We start from the raw sequence: 20795 nt of genomic DNA on the forward strand, positions 1-20795 counted from the left end.
CATATGGGAGAAGCGTATAACCAACAATATCAACATAAACATAAACAATGTGTTGTTTGCGACGAAAATAAACAACAAGGCATTCATTTATTTGATTCATTTATTTGCGAGGACTGTGAAAGGGAAATTGTCTTAACTGATACGAAAGATAAATTATATAAGTATTACCTTGAAAAATTACGTAAGATCAAATTACCATCAACGAGTTAAATTAGGTCCGGAAAAAGTAATGGGTTCGGTTTCTTATCGTAAACATTAAAATGCAAGCTAAAATGCCTATCAAGTTATAGTAATTTGATGGGCATTTTCTTTTGATATAGTTCCATTCATACGTTTTTTTTGAGTACACCCTTAGAATGTGTTAAATGTCTTGATTATTTTTTTCAAGTTCTTTCTTCTTCTTCCTTTTCAAGAATAACTCTCTTCTTTTCTTCATTGCTTTAGTAATATATCCACCTTTAAAATTTCTTGGCTCATAGGATGCAACAAACGCATGTGGCTCATACTCACTGACTAACCTATAAAATTCCTTTTCTCTATTTCTTCTGGCTGTACAGTCTAAACGATATCGAATAGAATTCATCCCTTCAACTTCACTTGTGGAAACACTAAATCCAACTTCTCTTAATCTATTAATGAGACTTGAATTTTTTTGAGGAATATTTGCTTCAATGGTTACATAACCAATTGCTAATTTCTCTTCTAAAAAGCTCCCAGCACACACTCCTGCACCAAAGCCTAATGCAAAAGCAGCCATGTTTATATAATTTGATAAATCACTGAATACAAGACCTAATGCAGCTACATAGATAATACCTTCAATCATACCCATAACCGAGGCCTGCACTCTCATCCCCTTCACAGTAAGGATTGTTCTGAGTGTTAAAGCTGGCACATACAATAATTGCACGATAAAAATAATTATGGCTTGTAACATGGCAATCTTCCTTTCAATTAAAGTACGCCGTGTGAATGTAATAGAAAAATACTCCAATGTCTGATCATTTATTATATGCATTAAAAAAAATTTATTGAGAACTTAATCATTGCCTGTTTAAATAATTACTTACTTTTTTTCAATATCTCCCATAAAATGAGCCCAATATCAACATTCAACGATAACAGAGCCTAATAGTAAAAAAAGCCTTGTAACAACTTGGAGTTGATACAAGGCTTTTTTAATTACACATTTATATAGCTTTCTTAGCATTTTCATTAGTTACTTTACCATCTGTTTTCTTCTTTTGACGATTCCTTAACTGTCCAATTCCCATCTCTTTTGCTTCCTTTTGTAAAGATTTAAGCAAACTAAATACCATTAGCCCCATAATAACTGAGAATGGAAGAGCTGCAATGATCATTGTGTTTTGCAGAGCTTGCAGTCCACCAGAATAAAGCAGAGCAAGAGCAGTAATTGAAAGGAATATTCCCCAAGTGACCTTAATTCTACTACTAGGATTTTGTGATCCGTTAGTTGTCATCATACCTATAACGAATGTACCAGAGTCTGCGGATGTAACAAAGAACGTAACAATAATCAGAATGGCTAAAATCGATATTGCCATACTAAGTGGATAACCTTCTAAAACTCCGAATAGCGACTCTTCGGGTGATAACGAAGATATTGATAGCAACCCAGACATTTCTGTTGTAATTGCTGCACTTCCGAATGTCGTAAACCACAGAAAACCAATAAGTGATGGAACTAGTAGAACATATACAACAAATTCACGGATGGTTCTTCCCTTTGATACTCTGGCGATAAAAATACCTACAAATGGAGACCAAGCAATCCACCATGCCCAATAGAAAATTGTCCATCCATTAATCCAGCTTCGACTCTCTTCGTTAAGTGGGGCAATTCGAAAACTCATATTAATGAAATTTTGCATGTAAGCCCCTATGGTATCAATAAATAGATTTAAGGTAAAAATTGTTGATCCAAAAACAAATACGATCAAGAAAAGGACGGCGGAAAGTCCCATGTTTAAATTACTTAGGATCTTAATACCTTTGCTTAAACCAGTTAATGCAGATATCATAAATAAGGCTGTAACAATAAGAACGATGATAGTTTGCGATGTAATATTACTAGGTATGCCAAATAAATAGGTGAGTCCTCCATTTATTTGCATGGCACCAAACCCTAGTGTTGTTGCAACCCCGATAACTGTTGAAATAACAGCTATGACATCAATAACCTTACCAACGGTTCCATCTGCATGCTTACCAATTAACGGTCTTAATGTACTACTAATTAAACTGCGTTCACCTTTTCTAAAGGTAAAGTAACCAAGAACTAAAGCAACGGACCCATAGATTGCCCATGCATGGATACCCCAGTGAAAAAATGTAAATCTCATTGCATCCATAACGCCTTGATCAGTCCCAAGTTCACCTGTAGGTGAACTTACAGCGTAGTGACTAATAGGTTCGGCTGTGCCATAGAAAATTAAACCAATACCAACACCTGCACTAAATAGCATGGCGAGCCAAGTTGGTCGCGAAAACTCTGGCTTGTCCTCTTGTTTCCCTAGTTTGATCTGGCCAACTGGACTTACTAGTAAGTAAAAGCACACGAATACAAACACCGATACTATGGCTAAGTAATACCAACCAAACGAATTGGTAATAAAACCTTGTGTGCTACTAGTGACACTCTCTAATGATTCAGGCATTGTAATTCCCATAAGGACAAGACATGCCACTATTGCTAATGATGCGTAAAAAACAACTGAAACATTTCTCATATAAATTAATAACTCCTATCATTGATTTGTTCGCAGTGGGTTTTACTACGATTGGAGAAACATATAAAAATGTAAAACCAATATTTAAAAAGGATTTTTTTGAAGCTTTATACAACCCCCAAAATATCAACTTGCCCTAATAGAATGAATAAACTAGACAAGTTTTAAATCATTTAAATAAAATAAATAATTTGGGAACTTTTATATTGTAAAGAAAAAAGAGATATTAAGCACATGTGAAATGTAGTCTCTATTCGAGCTATAGACTGACTAGTCCATGTTAGAAGAGGTGAACCCTATTAATTCTTAAAAATTATCATGTTACCTGTCGTATAGTGTAGAAGCCTGGGGTATAACCTTTGGAAATTAATTTTGTGAAATGAGGGTAATAATGATTTAGCATAAGATTTGGAATGAAGAGCGATTGAATGGAAACAGTAAAATTTTTGATTGTCTTCTTCAACAAAGGAGATTGAGAGTTAAAGATCTCTATTATTAAAGTTGCAGCTTAGAAATACATCTTCTTGTGTAAATGATGATAACGGAACCCATTACGAAAAATGGGCTTGTTTTTTTATCGTTTTTCGTAAAATTCCTTTATAATGGAGGAAAAAGGAAGGTTTTTGAATGTCAGAACGAGAACAGTTGCCATTGTATAATCAATTACTTAGACATGCAGAGAAATGCCCCCGTTCGTTTCATGTACCTGGCCATAAATATGGACGTGTTTTCCCTGAGGTTGGACAAGCCTATTTTTCAAAATTGCTCGCTCTTGATGCGACTGAGCTTACAGGGTTAGATGACTTGCATGCGCCAACTGAAGCGATTCAAGAAGCACAGCAATTAACGGCAGAGTTATATGGGGCCAGTCAAAGTTATTTTCTTGTGGGTGGTTCTACTGCAGGTAACTTAGCAATGATCCTTGCAACATGTCAGCCTGGTGATGTCGTCTTAGTGCAACGTAATAGTCACAAGTCAATCATTAATGGGTTAAAATTAGCCAATGTAACACCAATTTTTTTAACCCCTTCTTTGACAAAAGATGCACAAATGGGCTATGGAGTGACGTATGATACAGTAGAAAAAGCCATTTATAAGTACCCCGAAGCAAAAGCGTTGTTGCTTACAAACCCGAATTATTTTGGGATGACAGTCAATGTGCGTGAAATGGTCAAACTAGCCCATCAAAATAACGTAGCTGTATTAGTGGATGAAGCGCATGGTGCTCATTTTGGAATAGGAGAACCATTTCCGGATTCGGCACTAGCTGCTGGCGCCGATCTCGTTGTTCATTCTGCTCACAAAACCTTGCCAGCGATGACAATGGCTTCATTTCTTCACTACAATAGCTCTCTGGTTCGTCAGGAAAAGGTTGAGGAGTGCTTGGAACTGCTACAGTCAAGCAGTCCTTCGTACCCGTTAATGGCTTCCTTAGACCTTGCGCGGTATTATCTAAGGGGTGTCAAAGGACAGGGGATTAGTAAGTTAGTAGAAAACCTTCATAAATTCAAACAGATGCTCGTTGAGATTCCGCAAGTTGAAGTGCTTGAAGGTGAAGAGAACCGCTATGTGATTGACCCACTAAAAATCACTCTTCGTTCGAGGTGTGCTCTTTCTGGCTTTCAAATTCAAGCGTTATTAGAGCAGCAAGGGATCTATACCGAGTTGGCAGATCCTGATCATGTTCTGTTTGTCATGCCATTAGCAGATGAAGAGGTTGACACGATGGTCATAGACACATTAAGTGCGCATTTATCATCCTATGATGTAAAGAGTAAGGATACCTGTCAGCAGTCGATGGAGGGGCCCGCCATGATTTCAGCACTTGAACTTAACTACCGAATAATCGAAACTTTTAAAACCAAACGAGTTGCACTCGCAGATTCAGTCGGGAAGGTTTCAGCAGAGAACATCATTCCTTATCCGCCAGGAATCCCGTTGATTATGAAGGGAGAACGGATCGAGAGCGAACAACTGAAACGATTGCAGATTTTGCTAGCTGAAGGGGCAAGATTTCAAAATAAACAAGTAAGTGATGGACTACTCATCGTTGATATTGATAAATAAAGAGGTGGACCGTAGTGAGTAAGGAAGGAATGTTTATTACTGTAGAAGGTGGAGAAGGAGCAGGAAAATCAACAATCATACAGAAGTTAGAACGTGATTTGTTAGAACGCGGGGTTGAAGTGGTAACAACGAGAGAGCCTGGTGGGATTGAAATTGCTGAAAAGATTCGAGCACTTATCCTTGATCCAGAACATACTGCAATGGATGCCAGAACAGAAGCACTCCTTTATGCCGCAGCACGTCGGCAGCATCTAGTTGAAAAGGTGATTCCAGCGTTAGAGCAACAGAAAGTCGTCTTGTGTGATCGTTTTATCGATAGCAGTCTAGCCTATCAAGGATATGCGCGAGGAATCGGAGTAAAAGAGATTGAAGCGATTAACGAATTTGCGATTGGCAGTCGCTATCCTGATTTGACCTTTTATTTTGACGTTGACCCAGAGGTTGGTCTAGCACGTATTCAAGCCAATCAAGGTCGAGAAGTAAACCGGCTTGACTTAGAAAAGAAATCTTTTCACACATTGGTTCGTGAAGGCTACCAACAGCTCGCTTCTGCATACCCAGAGCGAATCGTCGTCATTAATGCTGACCAATCAATTGATGACGTGTACGCTAATGTTAAACAGGTGGCAAATGAACGTCTAATGTTTGACTAGTAGTTTTTTGAATGATGATGTATGAGGAGGCTTATATGAAGCTAATTATTGCAGTTGTTCAAGATAAGGATAGTAGCCGTCTAGAAAATGCCCTTGTCGATACAAACTTTCGTGCAACCAAATTAGCGAGTACAGGTGGTTTCCTGAAATCAGGGAATACAACATTTATGATTGGAACCGATGACAAACATGTGGATGATCTCCTAGATCTCATTAAAAATAATTGCCGCAGCCGTGAACAGTTGGTCGCACCAGTGTCGCCGATGGGCGGAAACACGGATTCATATGTACCGTTTCCTGTGAACGTCCAAGTCGGTGGTGCAACGGTGTTTGTCGTACCGGTTGAGCAATTTATGCAATTTTAAACGTTAAAAATGAAAATGATAGATGGTGGTCAAGCAAATGAGTTGGCAAGAAGTTGAAAGTAAACAACCAACAGTAGCAAAAGTATTAACAAACTCGATTATTCGAGATCGCTTAGCTCACGCCTATTTATTTGAAGGTAAACGTGGTACAGGGAAGAAGGAGGTTGCCTATGAGTTGGCAAAAAGTCATTTTTGCCAGCATAGAAATGGAGCCGAACCGTGCCAACAATGTGCGGAATGTAAACGGATAACGTCTGGAAATCATCCAGACGTTCACTTCATTGCTCCAGAGGGACAGTCGATTAAAAAGGGTCAAGTTGAGCATTTGCAAAAGGAATTTACCTATCGGGGTGTTGAATCAAAGAAAAAGGTCTATATTATCGCTGATGCCGAACAAATGACAGCTAGTGCAGCGAATAGCCTACTTAAATTTCTAGAAGAACCAGAAGGTCCGACGATCGCAATCCTATTAACGGAACAACCACAGCGAATTCTTAATACGGTCCTATCAAGGAGCCAAGTGATCTCATTTTCACCACTTCCTCCAGGTCGTTTTTCCGAGCAACTAGTAAATAGAGGAATTGCTGAGCCAGTAGCAAAAGTCCTTGCTGAGTTAACCAATGATTTACGTGAAGCAGACGAGTTTTGTGAAGACGACTGGATTGTACAAGCACGTAATCTAGTGATACAATTAACAGGAGAGGTTCATGAGCGACCTCATCAAGTTATGTTTACATTGCAGGATAAATGGATCAACCTATTCAAAAGTAAGGATGAAGTGAATATAGGTTTAGATCTAATCCTCCTTTGGTATAGAGATATTTTATTTGTGCAGCTAGGTGAAACGGATCAGATAACCTATATCGATCAAGCAAACCTGTTGCAAAAACAAGCACTCTCTAGCTCTCGGGATAAACTTACAAAACAGATGACGGCGATTCTCGAAGCGAAGAGACATCTGAGTGCAAATGTGAATACCCAATTATTAATGGAGAAGTTGCTGCTCAGGTTACAGGAGGGATAATCAATTGTGCATCATGTAGTCGGTGTCCGTTTTAAAAAAGCAGGAAAAATATATTATTTTGCTCCTGGGGATTTCGACTTACCTAATGGTGAGTCTGTAATCGTAGAGACATCAAGAGGAATCGAATTTGGTAAAGTGGTGATCGAAAAGAAGGCAGTCGGTGAAAACGACGTCGTCCTCCCATTAAAGCAAGTGATTCGAGTAGCGAATAGTAAGGATAAATTAATTGTCGAGGAGAATAAAGCGGCTGCAGAGAAGGCTTTTGGCATTTGTGTTGATAAGATTGCCGAGCATAACCTTGAGATGAAGCTCGTCGATGTTGAATATACATTTGACCGCAACAAGGTTCTTTTTTATTTCACAGCCGATGGACGCATTGATTTCCGTGATTTAGTTAAAGATCTTGCCTCGATTTTCCGTACCCGAATTGAACTACGACAAATCGGTGTTCGTGATGAAGCAAAAATGTTAGGTGGCATTGGCCCTTGTGGGCGTGTTTTATGCTGCTCATCATTTTTAGGGGATTTTGAACCGGTGTCAATCAAGATGGCTAAAGATCAAAATTTATCATTAAATCCGGCAAAAATCTCAGGGTTATGTGGTCGCCTAATGTGTTGTTTAAAATATGAAAATGACCATTACGAAGAGGCAAAGAAAGAGTTGCCTGATATCGGTCAGGATATTAGTGGACCTGAAGGCAAAGGCCGTGTCATTGGTTTGAATATATTAGAGCGCGTTGTTCAAGTCGAACTGTATGAACAAGGTCGTGTCGTTGAATATTCCCTTGAAGAATTAATGAATGAAGGGGCAGTTTCGGCTCAAGCTAGAGAATAATGAGGTGGAGCTAGTGGAGAAAAAAGAAGTCTTCTCACAAGTTAGTCATATCGAAGAGCGAATTGGCGGGCTACATCATGAGCTAGGTGAGTTAAAGGAACAGCTAGCACTCCTTATTGAAGAAAATCATTATCTAAAGATTGAAAATGAACATCTGCGCAAGCGGCTAGAGGAAAAAGAAGCCGAGGAAGAAGCAGATCAAAAGCAATCTAAAAAAGCAAATGAGAACTTAAAGACGAGCGTTGGTGAAGGTTATGATAATTTAGCGCGACTCTATCAGGAAGGGTTTCACATTTGTAATCTTCATTATGGGAGTATACGATCAGAAGGAGACTGCCTTTTTTGCCTTGCTTTCTTGAATCAAAAATAATGATGTCTAAACAGGAAAAGTAATGACGGTCTTCCAATTGTGGGAGGCCGTTTTTCTTCATTTAATCGCTATGAGAAGGAGAGTGGGGGCAAAGGGAAAGCTGGCTTGCATCTCGATGATAATTACTAAGATTACAAAAAAATTTCATTTGATGAAAAGAGGCTATAGAATAATGGTTAGACTAAATAAAGGTGAACGGCTTGATTATTTGTTCGATAAAGAGTTGCAAGTGATTCAAAGTCATGATGTTTTTTCTTTTTCAATTGATGCTGTTTTACTTGCAAAGTTTACGTATGTGCCGATCCAAAAAGGGAAAATTGTTGATTTGTGTACAGGCAATGGTGTCATTCCGCTCGTTCTTAGCCGTCGATCTCGCGCTGCAATTACTGGGGTTGAAATCCAAGAGCGGCTATATGATATGGCAGTAAGAAGTGTAGCTATCAACAATTTAGAAGACCAACTATCAATCATTCATGGAGACCTTAAAGACATGCCTGCACAGCTCGGACATGGCCAATATGACCTCTTGACCTGTAATCCTCCCTACTTCGAAACTAGTGAAGTTGAGGAGTTAAATGTTAACCGTCACTATGCGATTGCTCGTCATGAAATTATGTGCTCATTAGATGATGTGATCCGCGTCTCAAGTCAATTAGTTAAGCAAAAAGGCAAGGTAGCACTTGTTCATAGGCCTGAGCGGCTGGCCGATCTCATCACAACGATGCGCTCATATCGAATTGAGCCGAAGCGTGTACAGATGATTTATCCCAAAAGGGGTAAAGAGGCAAACATCGTCTTAATTGAAGGGATCAAAGATGGACAAGCAGGGATGAAAGTTCTCCCATCACTAATTGTCTACGGTGAGGACAATCAATACACCGAGACGTTTAAGGAGATTTACTATGGAAAGTAGGGGTGAGCATTACGTCTATATGCTGAAATGTAAGGATGGGAGCTTTTACACGGGTTATACAACCAATGTCGCAGAACGCTTCATAAAACACCAGCAAGGCAAAGGGGCAAAGTATACACGTGGACGCACCCCGCTCGTACTTGTCTATCAACAGCAATATGAATCGAAGCGTGATGCGATGCAGGCGGAGTATGCAATCAAACAATTAACACGAGATGAAAAGCTCAAGTTTGTTAAAGAAGGAGCGGTTATAGATGTGGCAACAAAGCAGTTACAGTGATCAAAGTGGCAAAGGGGTTCTGTATTTAGTACCAACACCCGTTGGCAATTTAGAGGATATGACCTACCGAGCGATTCGGACGTTACAAGAAGTTGATCTGATTGCTGCCGAAGATACGAGGCAAACGCGTAAACTTTGTAATCACTTTGAGATTCAGACAAAGCTTGTGAGTTATCACGAGCATAATAAGGAAGCGAGTGGAGAAAAGCTACTCCAACATTTGCGAGACGGCCATGATATTGCCTTAGTTAGTGATGCAGGCATGCCAGCGGTTTCAGACCCGGGATATGAACTTGTTGTTTCTTGTCTTCAAGAAGAGCTTGCCGTTGTTCCATTACCTGGTGCGAATGCTGCATTACCGGCCATCGTTGCTTCCGGTTTGCCGACGGATCAGTTTTTATTTTATGGCTTTCTCCACCGCCAGAAAAAACAAAAAAACGAAGAGCTTGAGCATCTGAAGTCGATTGAAGTGCCGATCATTTTTTATGAGTCCCCTCATCGTTTAAAAGAGACGCTGCAGCTGATCGAAAAGGCCTTTGGAAATCGACAAATATCAGTTACGAGGGAGTTGTCGAAAAAACATGAAGAGTTTATTCGTGGTTCCATCAGTGAAGTTATTGAGTGGTGTGAAGTTGGCCAAGTAAAAGGCGAATTTTGTTTTGTTGTCGCTGGGGCTTCTGGTGATGAACAACAAGAAGAGAATTGGTGGCAAGACCTAACAATCATACAGCATGTTGAGCATTACCTATCATTGAAGATGAGTTCAAAAGACGCAATTAAGCAAGTCGCGCGTGAACGGAAATTGCCAAAGCGTGAGGTTTATGCAACATATCATAAAGATTAGAAAAAAGGTGATCAGAGAACCGTGAGTGTTGTTCTTGATCACCTTTTTTATGTTTTATTTGCTTTTCGCTACATAGTCTTGTAATTCATTCATAAGTTCTTGAGCACCAGATGGGCTTAATACAATCTTCCCATCCCCTAGTGAAATGTTTTCATCTGAGACTTCGCCTGTAATTTGGCACGTCATGTTTGGTTTGTATTTCTTTAAAATAATTCGATCATTATCGACATAGATTTCTAGTGCATCCTTTTCAGCAATATCTAATGTGCGGCGAAGCTCAATTGGAATAACGACACGTCCTAATTCATCGACCTTTCTTACAATACCAGTAGATTTCATCCTCGGTTTCCCCCTAAAAAATATAATAAAGTAATTAATAGATTACGTCATTTTTCGACAAAAATTTTGTTAAACTAAGAATACCAGCATTTCCAAAACAAGTCAATTAAAATAAAGTATATTTTTTACAAATTAATAGAGAAAATGCGGGATAATGTCGAAAAAACCTGATACTGATGGGATTTTACAGTTTGATAGAGAATAGAAATGCTAGAAATTTGTCATTTTATAATGAAGCTCAATGGCAATAGCCTCGATTGATTGGAAATTAATCAAAACTGATTTTCATTTCGACAAACTCAGATTCGACAAAATTTATTGGAGAATGAACCGGTTCGACAATTCGACTCTACTAACAGGAAGCATAGTAACTAAGCGATGGCTGCTTGACAGTTATGAATTATTTTTAGTATATTTTGGTGGGAGTCTAGGTGATACTGTAGACAAGGAATCATTCTGTATTAAAACAATCCTATGTGTTTCTTCTATATAATGTCCGATGAAGGGATGAGTACAACGGAATTTCTATTAGCAACAAGGAGTTGTGGAGAGAGCCGGGGGAGCTGGAAACCGGTATAGAATGAACGTTGGAAGATGGTCCAAAGAGGATTTGCTTTCGAGTTAAGTTGTCCGACTAATAAGGGAGCAACGTGATCTAGCGTTACTAGAGTAAGTCAATGGAAGTTGACTAACTGAGCCTCAGACTTGTGAAAGCTGGGGGAATTTGGGTGGTAACACGTGAGGAAGCTCTCGTCCCTTTGTGGATGAGGGCTTTTTGTATTGATCAATATACCTACATTGGCTAAAACGGATTTACGTATAGGAGAAATCAAATAATAATGAGGAGGGTCTTGTATGGCACCTGAAAACAAAACGTTTTATATTACAACACCAATTTATTATCCGAGTGATAAGCTCCATATTGGTCATGCCTATACAACTGTTGCTGGCGATGCGATGGCACGTTATAAACGTCTACGCGGCTACGATGTCATGTATTTAACAGGTACTGATGAGCATGGACAAAAAATTCAAAAGAAGGCTGAGGAGAAAGGTCAAACACCTCAGGCGTTTGTTGATGAAGTTGTTAGTGGTATTCAGAACCTTTGGAACAAACTTGATATTAGTTATGATGAATTTATTCGCACGACAGAAGACCGTCATAAAAAAATTGTCGAACAAATTTTTGAACGTTTACTCGAACAAGGAGATATTTACCTTGATGAGTATGAAGGCTCATATTGTACACCGTGTGAGTCATTTTATACTGAACTTCAGCTTGATGAAGGGAAGTGCCCTGACTGTGGCCGTGATGTTGAACGTGTTCGCGAGGAGTCGTATTTCTTCCGTATGAGTAAATATGCCGATCGTTTACTGCAATTTTACGAGGAGAATCCTGAATTTATCCAGCCTGAATCACGTAAAAATGAAATGATCAACAACTTCATTAAACCAGGCTTAGAAGATTTAGCTGTTTCACGAACATCTTTTGAGTGGGGAGTAAAAGTCCCAAGTAACCCGAAACATGTCGTCTATGTTTGGATTGATGCCTTATCAAATTACATAACTGCCCTTGGCTATGGAACGGAAGATGCCACTAAATATGAAAAATTCTGGCCGGCAGATGTTCATTTAGTAGGTAAGGAAATCGTGCGCTTCCATACGATTTACTGGCCAATTATGCTAATGGCACTCGACTTGCCATTACCAAAGAAAGTGTTTGGGCATGGTTGGTTACTGATGAAAGACGGAAAAATGTCGAAATCAAAAGGGAATGTTGTCGATCCAGTTCCATTAATCGACCGCTATGGTTTAGATGCACTTCGATATTATTTACTTCGTGAAGTTCCGTTTGGATCTGACGGTGTATTTACACCAGAAAGTTTCGTGGAGCGTGTGAACTATGATTTAGCAAATGATTTAGGTAACCTTCTCAATCGAACAGTGGCAATGGTTACAAAATATTTTGATGGCAAGCTTCCAGCCTACGTCAAAGACGGGACACCTTTTGATGCACCTCTTGTTGAACTTGTTGAAGCGACAGTGGAAAAAGTCGAAAATGCGATGGAAGATATGGAGTTTTCAGTAGCGTTGACAGCGATTTGGCAGCTAGTTAGCCGTACAAATAAGTACATTGATGAGACGCAACCATGGGTGCTTGCTAAAAATGAAGACGAACGTGAAAAGCTAGGAACCGTCATGTACCATTTAGCTGAGTCTCTTCGTCATATTTCGATCATCATTCAGCCGTTTATGACAGAAACTCCGGCAAAGATTTGGGAACAACTTGGTATTGAACGGCAACATACAACATGGGAGTCATTAAAAGTATTTGCTAGTCTGCCTACAGGAACAGCTGTTACAAAGGGTGAACCAATCTTCCCGCGTCTAGATGTAGAAGAGGAAGTTGCCAATATCATCAACGATATGGGTGGAACGGTGATTGGACAAGAAGATCAAGAGGAAGAAAGTGAAATTGAAGCACCAGAAGTTGATGAAATTACCATTGATGACTTTACGAAGGTTGATTTGCGGGTAGCGGAAGTAATTGAAGCGGAGCCAGTGAAAAAGGCAAATAAACTACTTAAGTTACAGCTTGACCTTGGCTATGAAAAGCGTCAAGTTGTCTCTGGAATTGCCAAGCACTACAAGCCTGAGGAGTTAGTTGGTAAAAAGGTTATTTGTGTATCAAATCTAAAACCTGTTAAATTACGTGGAGAGTTATCACAAGGTATGGTGCTTGCTGCTTCTACTGATGACCAATTAACATTAGCAACAGTGGCAGATGCATTACCGAATGGTTCACAAGTCAAGTAAAAAACCACCACGTCTGTCAAAAGCTAAAGTAGGTCTTGATATCAAGAATCAACATCGGGTTAAATAGTGACTTTAACCTATTTCAGGGTTGTTCTAAAGGGTAGTCGCTATCCCATTAGGACAACCCTTTCGATTACCTTTGAACCAAAAAGGAAGAGAAAGGAAGGAACTCACACAATGTTATTTGATACACATGTTCATTTGAATGCTGACCAATTTAAAGAAGATGCGAGTGAAGTGATTGAGAGAGCCAATGCAGAAGGTGTTTCTCATATGGTTGTTGTCGGATTTGATACGGAGACAATTAAAGGAGCGATAAAGCTCGCTGAGACGTATGAATTTATCTATGCTGCTGTCGGCTGGCACCCAGTTGATGCAATCGATATGACTGATGCTGATCTTGAGTGGATTGAGGAGTTAGCAAGCCACCCGAAAGTTGTTGCTATTGGAGAGATGGGGCTTGATTACCATTGGGATAAGTCACCTAAAGACGTTCAAAAAGAAGTTTTTCGAAAACAAATTCGCCTCGCTAAAAAAGTAAATATGCCAATTATTATCCATGATCGTGAGGCTCACCAAGATATTGTAACGATCTTAAAAGAAGAAAATGCCGAGGAAGTTGGCGGGATTATGCACTGTTTTGGCGGTAGTCTTGAAATTGCCAAACAATGCATGGATATGAACTTTTATATTTCATTTGGTGGGCCTGTGACGTTTAAAAATGCGAAAAAACCAAAAGAAGTGGCAAAGGAAATTCCACTTGATCGCCTATTAATCGAAACGGACTGTCCATTTTTAGCGCCGCATCCATATCGAGGTAAGCGCAATGAGCCTGCGTATGTGAAGTTAATTGCTGAGCAGATTGCAGAACTGAAAGAGGTTAGCTACGAACAGCTTTCAAAGCAAACCATGGAAAATGCAAAAAAACTATTTTCCATAAGCTGACACAGTTTTTTGTCTAAGTGAGGCGAAGCTTGTCTACATATGATCGCACTCGTTTGTCTTCTACACCTCTTTCTATTTCCGAGGGCCGGACATGTCGATAAGTTTTTGTTTATTTTTGGGACGACATCCTTGATAATGGGAGAAAAGGTTCCAAGGAACTCAAATACAAAGGTTGACAAGGTGAGGTGAAATGTATATAATTCGGTCTTTGAGAAGGAGGAATGTATAACCATGACACCGAACATGAATAAATCTTTTTCCGATATGAATACTGGGAAAAGGTTGATCATGTCTATCATTAGTCTTATGGTTGTCGTTGCAGTTATCTCATATTCAGTATATGAAACGACAAAAGCAACGGTTACAATTACCGTTGATGGGGAAGAGACTGTAGTAAAAACTCATGCTAACACAGTAGCAGAGTTGATGATGGACCATGATTTCGTCGTAGAAGACCATGATGTTATTGAACCGTCGTTAGATACAGAATTGACGGGGAATATGGTTATCACTTGGACACCTGCAAAACAAGTCTTTGTAACGAACAATGGAACAGAAGAATCAGTTTGGACAACAGCAACAAACGTAGAAGAATTAATAGATCAATTAGACATAACAGTGGCTGAACATGATAAAGTTAGTCCTAGCCTAACGACAGATATCACAAACGATATGAATATTACCTATGAATCTGCTTTTGAAATCACACTAGACAACGGCGGTGAAGAGCAGGCCGTCTGGACGACATCGACGACTGTCGCTGACTTTTTAGATCAAGAAGAGATTTCTTTAGGCGAGCTTGACCGAGTTGAGCCTACTGAAGATGAACAAGTAACGAGCGATCTTGAAAAGGTTAGTGTCGTGCGCGTTGAAAAAGTAACTGATATTGTTGAGGAAGCGACTGATTATGCAACGGTTACCCGTAAAGATGATTCACTAGAAAGTGGGAATGAACAGGTTGTACAGTCAGGTGAAGAGGGACAAGTGAAGAAGCATTTTGAAGTTGTCCTTGAAAACGGTGAAGAAGTATCGAGAGAATTAGTGAAAACAGAAACGGTAAAGGAAAGTACTGATCGTATTGTAGCGGTTGGCACGAGACCATCAGCGGCATCAGTGTCTCGTAGTTCAAGCCCGTCAAGCTCAAGTAGTGGAGCGAATGGGCAAACGCTAACGGTTACCGCTACAGCCTATACAGCGAATTGTAGTGGGTGCAGTGGCATCACGGCGACCGGCGTTAACCTTAACCAAAACCGTAACCAAAAAGTGATTGCGGTTGACCCTAATGTCATTCCACTAGGTACGAGAGTGCATGTGGAAGGCTATGGTGAAGCTGTTGCAGCAGACACTGGCGGTGCAATCAAAGGGAATAAAATTGATGTTCACGTACCGACAAAGACCGATGCTCGTAACTGGGGACGCAAGCAAGTCACAGTAACAATTTTAGATTAATGATTGGTAGGTGCCCAAAAGGTGACAGAGAGCCTTTTTGGGCACCTTTTTGTTGTAGTAAAGGGGGGAGTGCGCGAACGGTGGAGGGTATACAGAGAAGTGGGCTTACCCACGCCAGCTTAGATTGAAGGTGAGAGAGAATACACTTGTTTAGGAGATTTGTTTCAAGTAGTGGACCTATGAGAATAGACGAGAAAAGATGTAAAACGGTTACGGTAGAAAAGAGGTTGCTGAAAATCGTACTTTTTCAGTAACCTGGGTAGAAAATAGCTTTTCTTTCGAAGACGTTTAGAAAACGAAAAGAACACCCGTGTCTTCAGTCATGGGATGAATTTTCGTCGGAAACTCTTTAATTTAATTATCAAACACCGACAAACACATGTTCCTTTTGGTATAATATACCTTAAGGAGGTGGAAATAGAATGTCTACTGAGAAGCAATTTGGAGTTGAAAAAGAAGTTTTAAAATTAGGATCAAAACAAGAGTATCTTGCTTTACGAAAACTCGTTCATTTGAGTAAAAACATGTACAATGTTGGCTTGTATTCAATACGCCAGCACTTCTTTAATACCAAAAAATATCTCAGTTACTCAAAAAACTATCATGAGTGCAAAGATAATGAGAATTACAAATTAATGGGTTCAGCAGCAGCTCAACAAACATTGAAGAAAGTTGACAAGAACTTCAAAAGTTTCTTTGGTTTGCTTAAAAAGAAATCTAAAGATGCGAGAATCCCAAAGTATCTAGAAAAATATGGTGTTTTTGAATTGAGTTACCCTCAATTCAAGTTACAAGACGATGGTACATTTAATGTTCCTATGTCACCATATTTTAAAAAGGAAAATGGAAGTATTATTGTTCGTTTTCCTACAAATTTAGACCCTTCAACAATAGCTGAAATTCGTATCATTCCAAGATATAACGCACATTATTTTGAGATTGAATACGTGTACAAAATCAAAGAGTTAGAAGAATACAATTTAAATGAAAACGAGGCACTTTCCATCGATTTAGGTATCGATAATTTTTGTTCTGTCGTTGATACGTTAGGCAACTCTTTCATTATTGATGGAAAGCGTATTAAATCTGTTAACCAATGGTACAACAAAGAAAATAAACGATTACAATCCATTAAAGATAAACAACACATCAACCACTTAACAAAGCGTCAGGTTTGTTTATTGAAAAAACGAAACAACATTTTACGCGATTATCTAAATAGAACAACTCATCACATTATCAAGCATTGCTTGGATAATGGAATCGGTAAATTAGTTGTCGGTCACAATAAAGAGTGGAAGAAAAATTCTAATATGGGCAAAAAATCAAATCAACGTTTCGTACAAATACCACATAGTCAACTCATTCAAAAACTAGAAGCCCTGTGTGAACGTTATGGCATAACGTCCATCAAACAAGAAGAATCGTATACATCTAAAGCCAGTTTTCTAGATAATGATGATATACCATCATTTGATGAAGAGAAAAAAGAAACACACACTTTCTCTGGAAAGCGTGTGAAACGTGGCTTGTATAAAACTATGAAAAATATATACGTTAACGCAGATATTAACGCTGCGGCTAATATTTTGCGTAAAAGTAAGCATAATATCGAATTCGATAAAGTGTGTAGGGGGCTTTTGGCAGCCCCAATGAGAATAAAATTGGTTTAAATCTTACAAGGTGAGTCCAATTGATTTCTCATAGAATCACGCGACTTTAGTCGTGTGTAGTTCAAACTATGGGGTACACTAGTTATTGAAACGAAAGATGGAGGCAAAGATGAAAATTAAAGAAATTATTGTCGTGGAAGGACGCGATGATACAGTAGCGATAAAGCGAGCGGTTGATGCTGATACGTTGGAGACAAATGGATCAGCTGTTGGAGCGGCAGTCATTGAAAGAATTCGCCTTGCTCAACAACGTCGTGGAGTCATTATTCTGACTGATCCAGATTATCCAGGTGAGCGTATTCGCCACATCGTTAGCCAAGCTATCCCAGGCTGTAAACATGCATTTTTGCCAAAGTATGAAGCGGTCTCAAAAAAAGGTGATGATTTAGGCGTTGAAAATGCGACGCCTGAAGCGATCAAAGCCGCATTGAGCCATGTGAAAGAGGAATTTGTCGCGGTAGAGTCAGATGTTTTTTGGCAAGACCTCGTTTATTTAGGCTTAATTGGTGGCAAAAAAGCAAAAAGTAGGCGAGAGAGGCTTGGGGAAATCCTTAAAATTGGGTATACAAATGGAAAGCAACTTCACAAACGGTTAGTCATGTTTCAAATTAGTAAAGCTGAATTTACAGAGGCAATCAAGCAAGTGTTAGAGGAGGAAGAAAATGAATAAAGACATCGCAACACCGCTTCGAACGAGAGCAATACTCGAAAAGTATAAGTTTAATTTTAAAAAGAGTTTAGGCCAAAATTTTTTAATTGATACAAACATCCTCGATAAAATTGTTGATTATGCTGGGGTTACTGAGTCTTCAGGAGTGATTGAAATTGGACCAGGAATCGGTGCATTGACTGAACAGCTTGCCAAACGTGCTGAAAAAGTCGTCTCGTTTGAAATCGATCAGCGGCTATTACCAGTGTTGAAGGATACACTATCTCTATATGATAACATTGATATTATCCATAGTGATGTGCTAAAGGCCAATGTGAAAGAAGTGATTAGGGATTCTTTTGAACCTGGGCAAGATCTCATGGTTGTCGCCAATCTTCCTTACTATGTGACGACACCGATCCTAATGAAACTGCTTGAGGAAAAATTGCCGATTCGAGGCATTGTTGTCATGATTCAAAAGGAAGTTGCGGACCGGATTAGTGCGAAGCCTGGAACAAAAGCTTATGGTTCACTATCGATTGCAGCACAATATTACGCAACCGCTGAGAGCGTCTTAACTGTACCGAAAACTGTTTTTGTCCCGCAGCCAAATGTGGACTCTGCGGTGTTGAGGTTAACGCTTCGGGATGAACCACCGGTAGCTGTTGATGATGAGGAACTGTTTTTTAATGTCGTTCGTGCAAGCTTTGCACAACGTCGAAAAACGATTTTAAATAACCTCGTACATAACCTAGACTATGGTGACAAGGAGATCTTAGAGTCTGCTCTAAAGGCAAGTGAGATCGATCCTCGTCGACGTGGAGAGACGTTATCGATTGCTGAGTTTGCTCGTATAAGTAATACACTTTTAGCACAAGGAAAATAACTCGTTATAGGCACTGTTTGACTCCTGCTTACATATGGTATATACGTGAGGAGGAGTTTCAAATGAAACTAAACATCGGTGATATCGTTGCTAGAAAATCGTATAATTACGATTTGCTATTTCGTATTGTTAACATTAATGAAGGTGAGGCCGAGTTATACGGTGAAGATGTTCGATTAATCGCCGATGCTCCGATCGGTGATTTAAAACTCATTGATGACCAAGAGCGTAAGAAACGCCGCAAACAAGAAAAGGAAAAGGAAGAGAATTGCTACCGGTTGTTTAACCAGGAATACCGGCTCTTGCAGCAACGCAATGAATATGAAGTATCTTCAGGGTATGCGAGTGGCCGCCCGTATTTTGAAATGAGAGGGCGTGTCTTGCATATTGATGGTGATCCTCTTTACTTAAAGAAGTGCACAGAACTCTACGGTAAGCTTGGTGTCCCCGTTTATGGCGTCCATATCCAGGAGAAAGAGATGCCGCACCAAATCACATCATTATTAGAAATGGTTCGACCAGATATCCTGGTCATAACCGGTCATGACGCTTATATGAAGGCACGAGGGAGTTCAGATGATATCAAGTCATACCGCAATTCTAAGCATTTTGCTGAGACGGTTAGAACGGCCAGAAAGATTGTGCCACAGCTTGATCACTTAGTGATCTTTGCAGGTGCTTGCCAATCTCATTTTGAGTCGATATTGAAGTCGGGAGCAAACTTTGCTAGCTCACCTGAACGCGTCAATATTCATGCGCTTGATCCTGTTTATATCGTTGCTAAAATTAGTTTAACTCCTTTTATGGACCGGGTGGGAGTTTGGGATGTGCTTCGAAATACAATTACTGGCGAAAAGGGAATTGGCGGTATTGAGACTCGTGGAGTTTTACGGCGTGGCATGCCGATAAAAAAGTATGATGATGAGTGATGAGAAAGCATAGTAGGTCTTTGGTGATTACTAGAGGCCTACTTTTTTACGTTGAGTCGGTAAAGAAATTCAGGAAAATCATACATAATTTCAGCCTTTTTATACAAACTATAAATAGAATATAGCATGTACATAAAGTAAAAAAATCACAATATGTAGTTATCCGTTGACAACCAAACGCAATAGTTGATATAATTTTAAATTTATTTGACAAGATACTACAAAACATGCTATAATTTAACATAGCGAGGTGGGGTGTATAAATGGGAAAAACATTGGTTGATATTAAGCGTGCCTTGGATGCTAACGTTGGAAAGCGAATTACAATTAAAGCAAATGGCGGGCGTCGAAAAACGATTGAGCGGTCAGGTTTTCTTGAAGAAACATACCCTTCAGTATTCATTGTGAAGTTAGATGAACAACAAAATGCATTTGAACGCGTATCTTATAGTTATGCAGATGTTCTGACAGAAACAGTTGAATTAACTGTTTGTGAGGAAGAGGCAGGAGTTACTCTAGAACAGTAGGATGCGTTGTCGAGGATAAAATAGCTTTCTTAACGTGGTGTTAAGGGAGCTATATTTATTTTGTTTTTGTACATACTATACTTGTCGGACCATCACATTTCTTAAAGGAGTTGTTGTACATGAGCAGACGACGCGGGATCATGTCAGAGCGCTTTAAGGAAGAGTTGGCGAAAGACCTCGGCTTCTATGATACTGTTCAAAAGGAAGGCTGGGGAGGCATCCGTGCTCGTGATGCTGGAAATATGGTGAAACGAGCAGTTGAAATGGCCGAAGAACAACTTTCTAGACAACAAAAATAATTGTGATTGGTGCGACAGAGGCTGTTCCCTAGTGGAGCAGTCTTTTTTGGTTAAACTGGATTTCCACAGAAGGTTTATGTATCGAAATAATCATGGTCTCTTTTGTTTTTAGTTGTATTTTCATAAGACTGGTGATTCACGTTTTTTCGCTGATTTCTTACGTATAAGTGTCGCAAATGCTA

22 protein-coding genes are annotated in these 20795 nt (G+C 39.5%); 19 read left to right on the plus strand and 3 right to left on the minus strand.

Features of this window, described 5'->3' with window-relative positions:
* Window positions 1-3: 3 nt before the first annotated feature.
* Window positions 4-210 (plus strand): sigma factor G inhibitor Gin, encoded by a 207-nt coding sequence (locus KH400_RS17445; protein WP_217226812.1) that lies wholly within the window; start codon window positions 4-6, stop codon window positions 208-210.
* 151 nt (window positions 211-361) lie between these two features.
* On the opposite strand, the gene KH400_RS17450 is transcribed toward KH400_RS17445, so the two are convergent.
* Both KH400_RS17450 and KH400_RS17455 read right to left on the minus strand, forming a co-directional pair.
* Window positions 362-937 carry a DUF2179 domain-containing protein gene (locus KH400_RS17450; RefSeq protein ID WP_217226814.1) on the minus strand — a complete coding sequence of 192 codons (576 nt, stop codon included), beginning with the start codon at window positions 935-937 and terminating at the stop codon, window positions 362-364.
* A 253-nt stretch (window positions 938-1190) separates the two neighbouring features.
* Window positions 1191-2750, minus strand: coding sequence for a BCCT family transporter (locus tag KH400_RS17455; protein ID WP_217226816.1), 1560 nt, complete (start codon window positions 2748-2750; stop codon window positions 1191-1193).
* 627 nt (window positions 2751-3377) lie between these two features.
* Here KH400_RS17455 and KH400_RS17460 point away from each other — a divergent pair.
* The 9 genes from KH400_RS17460 to rsmI all read left to right on the plus strand — a co-directional run bounded on the left by KH400_RS17460 (window position 3378) and on the right by rsmI (window position 10100).
* Window positions 3378-4817, plus strand: a complete 1440-nt coding sequence (locus tag KH400_RS17460) for an aminotransferase class I/II-fold pyridoxal phosphate-dependent enzyme (protein ID WP_217226818.1) — start codon at window positions 3378-3380, stop codon at window positions 4815-4817.
* A 29-nt stretch (window positions 4818-4846) separates the two neighbouring features.
* Window positions 4847-5470 (plus strand): dTMP kinase, encoded by a 624-nt coding sequence (gene tmk, locus KH400_RS17465; RefSeq protein ID WP_217226928.1) that lies wholly within the window; start codon window positions 4847-4849, stop codon window positions 5468-5470.
* Between the two features lie 35 nt (window positions 5471-5505).
* On the plus strand, window positions 5506-5835 hold the full coding sequence (gene darA / locus KH400_RS17470; RefSeq protein WP_217226820.1) for a cyclic di-AMP receptor DarA: 330 nt from the start codon (window positions 5506-5508) through the stop codon (window positions 5833-5835).
* A gap of 37 nt (window positions 5836-5872) precedes the next feature.
* The gene (holB, locus tag KH400_RS17475) at window positions 5873-6859 is read left to right on the plus strand and encodes a DNA polymerase III subunit delta' (RefSeq protein WP_217226822.1); all 987 of its coding nucleotides are present in this window, start codon (window positions 5873-5875) and stop codon (window positions 6857-6859) included.
* Window positions 6860-6865: 6 nt separating this feature from the next.
* Complete coding sequence (locus KH400_RS17480; protein WP_217226824.1) at window positions 6866-7693, plus strand: PSP1 domain-containing protein; 828 nt, start codon at window positions 6866-6868, stop codon at window positions 7691-7693.
* Between the two features lie 13 nt (window positions 7694-7706).
* Window positions 7707-8063: a DNA replication initiation control protein YabA gene (gene yabA, locus KH400_RS17485; protein ID WP_217226826.1), complete on the plus strand. Its 357-nt coding sequence runs from the start codon at window positions 7707-7709 to the stop codon at window positions 8061-8063.
* A 172-nt stretch (window positions 8064-8235) separates the two neighbouring features.
* Window positions 8236-8976, plus strand: coding sequence for a tRNA1(Val) (adenine(37)-N6)-methyltransferase (locus KH400_RS17490; protein ID WP_217226829.1), 741 nt, complete (start codon window positions 8236-8238; stop codon window positions 8974-8976).
* Window positions 8966-9256, plus strand: coding sequence for a GIY-YIG nuclease family protein (locus tag KH400_RS17495; protein WP_217226831.1), 291 nt, complete (start codon window positions 8966-8968; stop codon window positions 9254-9256). The genes KH400_RS17490 and KH400_RS17495 overlap by 11 nt, the downstream gene beginning before the upstream one ends.
* Window positions 9231-10100, plus strand: coding sequence for a 16S rRNA (cytidine(1402)-2'-O)-methyltransferase (gene rsmI, locus KH400_RS17500; RefSeq protein ID WP_217226833.1), 870 nt, complete (start codon window positions 9231-9233; stop codon window positions 10098-10100). The genes KH400_RS17495 and rsmI overlap by 26 nt, the downstream gene beginning before the upstream one ends.
* Window positions 10101-10154: 54 nt before the next feature.
* Here rsmI and abrB read toward each other — a convergent pair whose 3' ends face one another.
* A complete protein-coding gene (gene abrB / locus KH400_RS17505; protein ID WP_217226835.1) occupies window positions 10155-10439 on the minus strand; it encodes a transition state genes transcriptional regulator AbrB in 285 nt (94 codons plus the stop codon).
* An 855-nt stretch (window positions 10440-11294) separates the two neighbouring features.
* Between abrB and metG the strand changes: the two genes are divergently transcribed.
* The 9 genes from metG to KH400_RS17550 all read left to right on the plus strand — a co-directional run bounded on the left by metG (window position 11295) and on the right by KH400_RS17550 (window position 20613).
* Window positions 11295-13256, plus strand: coding sequence for a methionine--tRNA ligase (gene metG / locus KH400_RS17510; RefSeq protein ID WP_217226837.1), 1962 nt, complete (start codon window positions 11295-11297; stop codon window positions 13254-13256).
* 177 nt (window positions 13257-13433) lie between these two features.
* On the plus strand, window positions 13434-14201 hold the full coding sequence (locus KH400_RS17515; protein ID WP_217226839.1) for a TatD family hydrolase: 768 nt from the start codon (window positions 13434-13436) through the stop codon (window positions 14199-14201).
* A 231-nt stretch (window positions 14202-14432) separates the two neighbouring features.
* Window positions 14433-15650, plus strand: coding sequence for a resuscitation-promoting factor (locus KH400_RS17520; protein WP_217226841.1), 1218 nt, complete (start codon window positions 14433-14435; stop codon window positions 15648-15650).
* A gap of 422 nt (window positions 15651-16072) precedes the next feature.
* On the plus strand, window positions 16073-17323 hold the full coding sequence (locus tag KH400_RS17525) for an RNA-guided endonuclease InsQ/TnpB family protein (protein WP_217226843.1): 1251 nt from the start codon (window positions 16073-16075) through the stop codon (window positions 17321-17323).
* Between the two features lie 109 nt (window positions 17324-17432).
* Complete coding sequence (gene rnmV / locus KH400_RS17530; RefSeq protein WP_217226845.1) at window positions 17433-17993, plus strand: ribonuclease M5; 561 nt, start codon at window positions 17433-17435, stop codon at window positions 17991-17993.
* Window positions 17986-18858 (plus strand): 16S rRNA (adenine(1518)-N(6)/adenine(1519)-N(6))-dimethyltransferase RsmA, encoded by an 873-nt coding sequence (gene rsmA / locus KH400_RS17535; RefSeq protein ID WP_217226847.1) that lies wholly within the window; start codon window positions 17986-17988, stop codon window positions 18856-18858. The genes rnmV and rsmA overlap by 8 nt, the downstream gene beginning before the upstream one ends.
* Before the next feature lie 62 nt (window positions 18859-18920).
* Window positions 18921-19787, plus strand: coding sequence for a sporulation peptidase YabG (gene yabG, locus KH400_RS17540; RefSeq protein WP_217226849.1), 867 nt, complete (start codon window positions 18921-18923; stop codon window positions 19785-19787).
* A gap of 263 nt (window positions 19788-20050) precedes the next feature.
* The gene (veg, locus tag KH400_RS17545) at window positions 20051-20314 is read left to right on the plus strand and encodes a biofilm formation stimulator Veg (protein WP_217226851.1); all 264 of its coding nucleotides are present in this window, start codon (window positions 20051-20053) and stop codon (window positions 20312-20314) included.
* Between the two features lie 119 nt (window positions 20315-20433).
* Window positions 20434-20613 carry a small, acid-soluble spore protein, alpha/beta type gene (locus tag KH400_RS17550; protein ID WP_217226853.1) on the plus strand — a complete coding sequence of 60 codons (180 nt, stop codon included), beginning with the start codon at window positions 20434-20436 and terminating at the stop codon, window positions 20611-20613.
* Window positions 20614-20795: the final 182 nt, after the last annotated feature.

The sequence above is a fragment of the Desertibacillus haloalkaliphilus genome (genome assembly GCF_019039105.1).
GTDB classification, from domain to species: domain Bacteria; phylum Bacillota; class Bacilli; order Bacillales; family KJ1-10-99; genus Desertibacillus; species Desertibacillus haloalkaliphilus.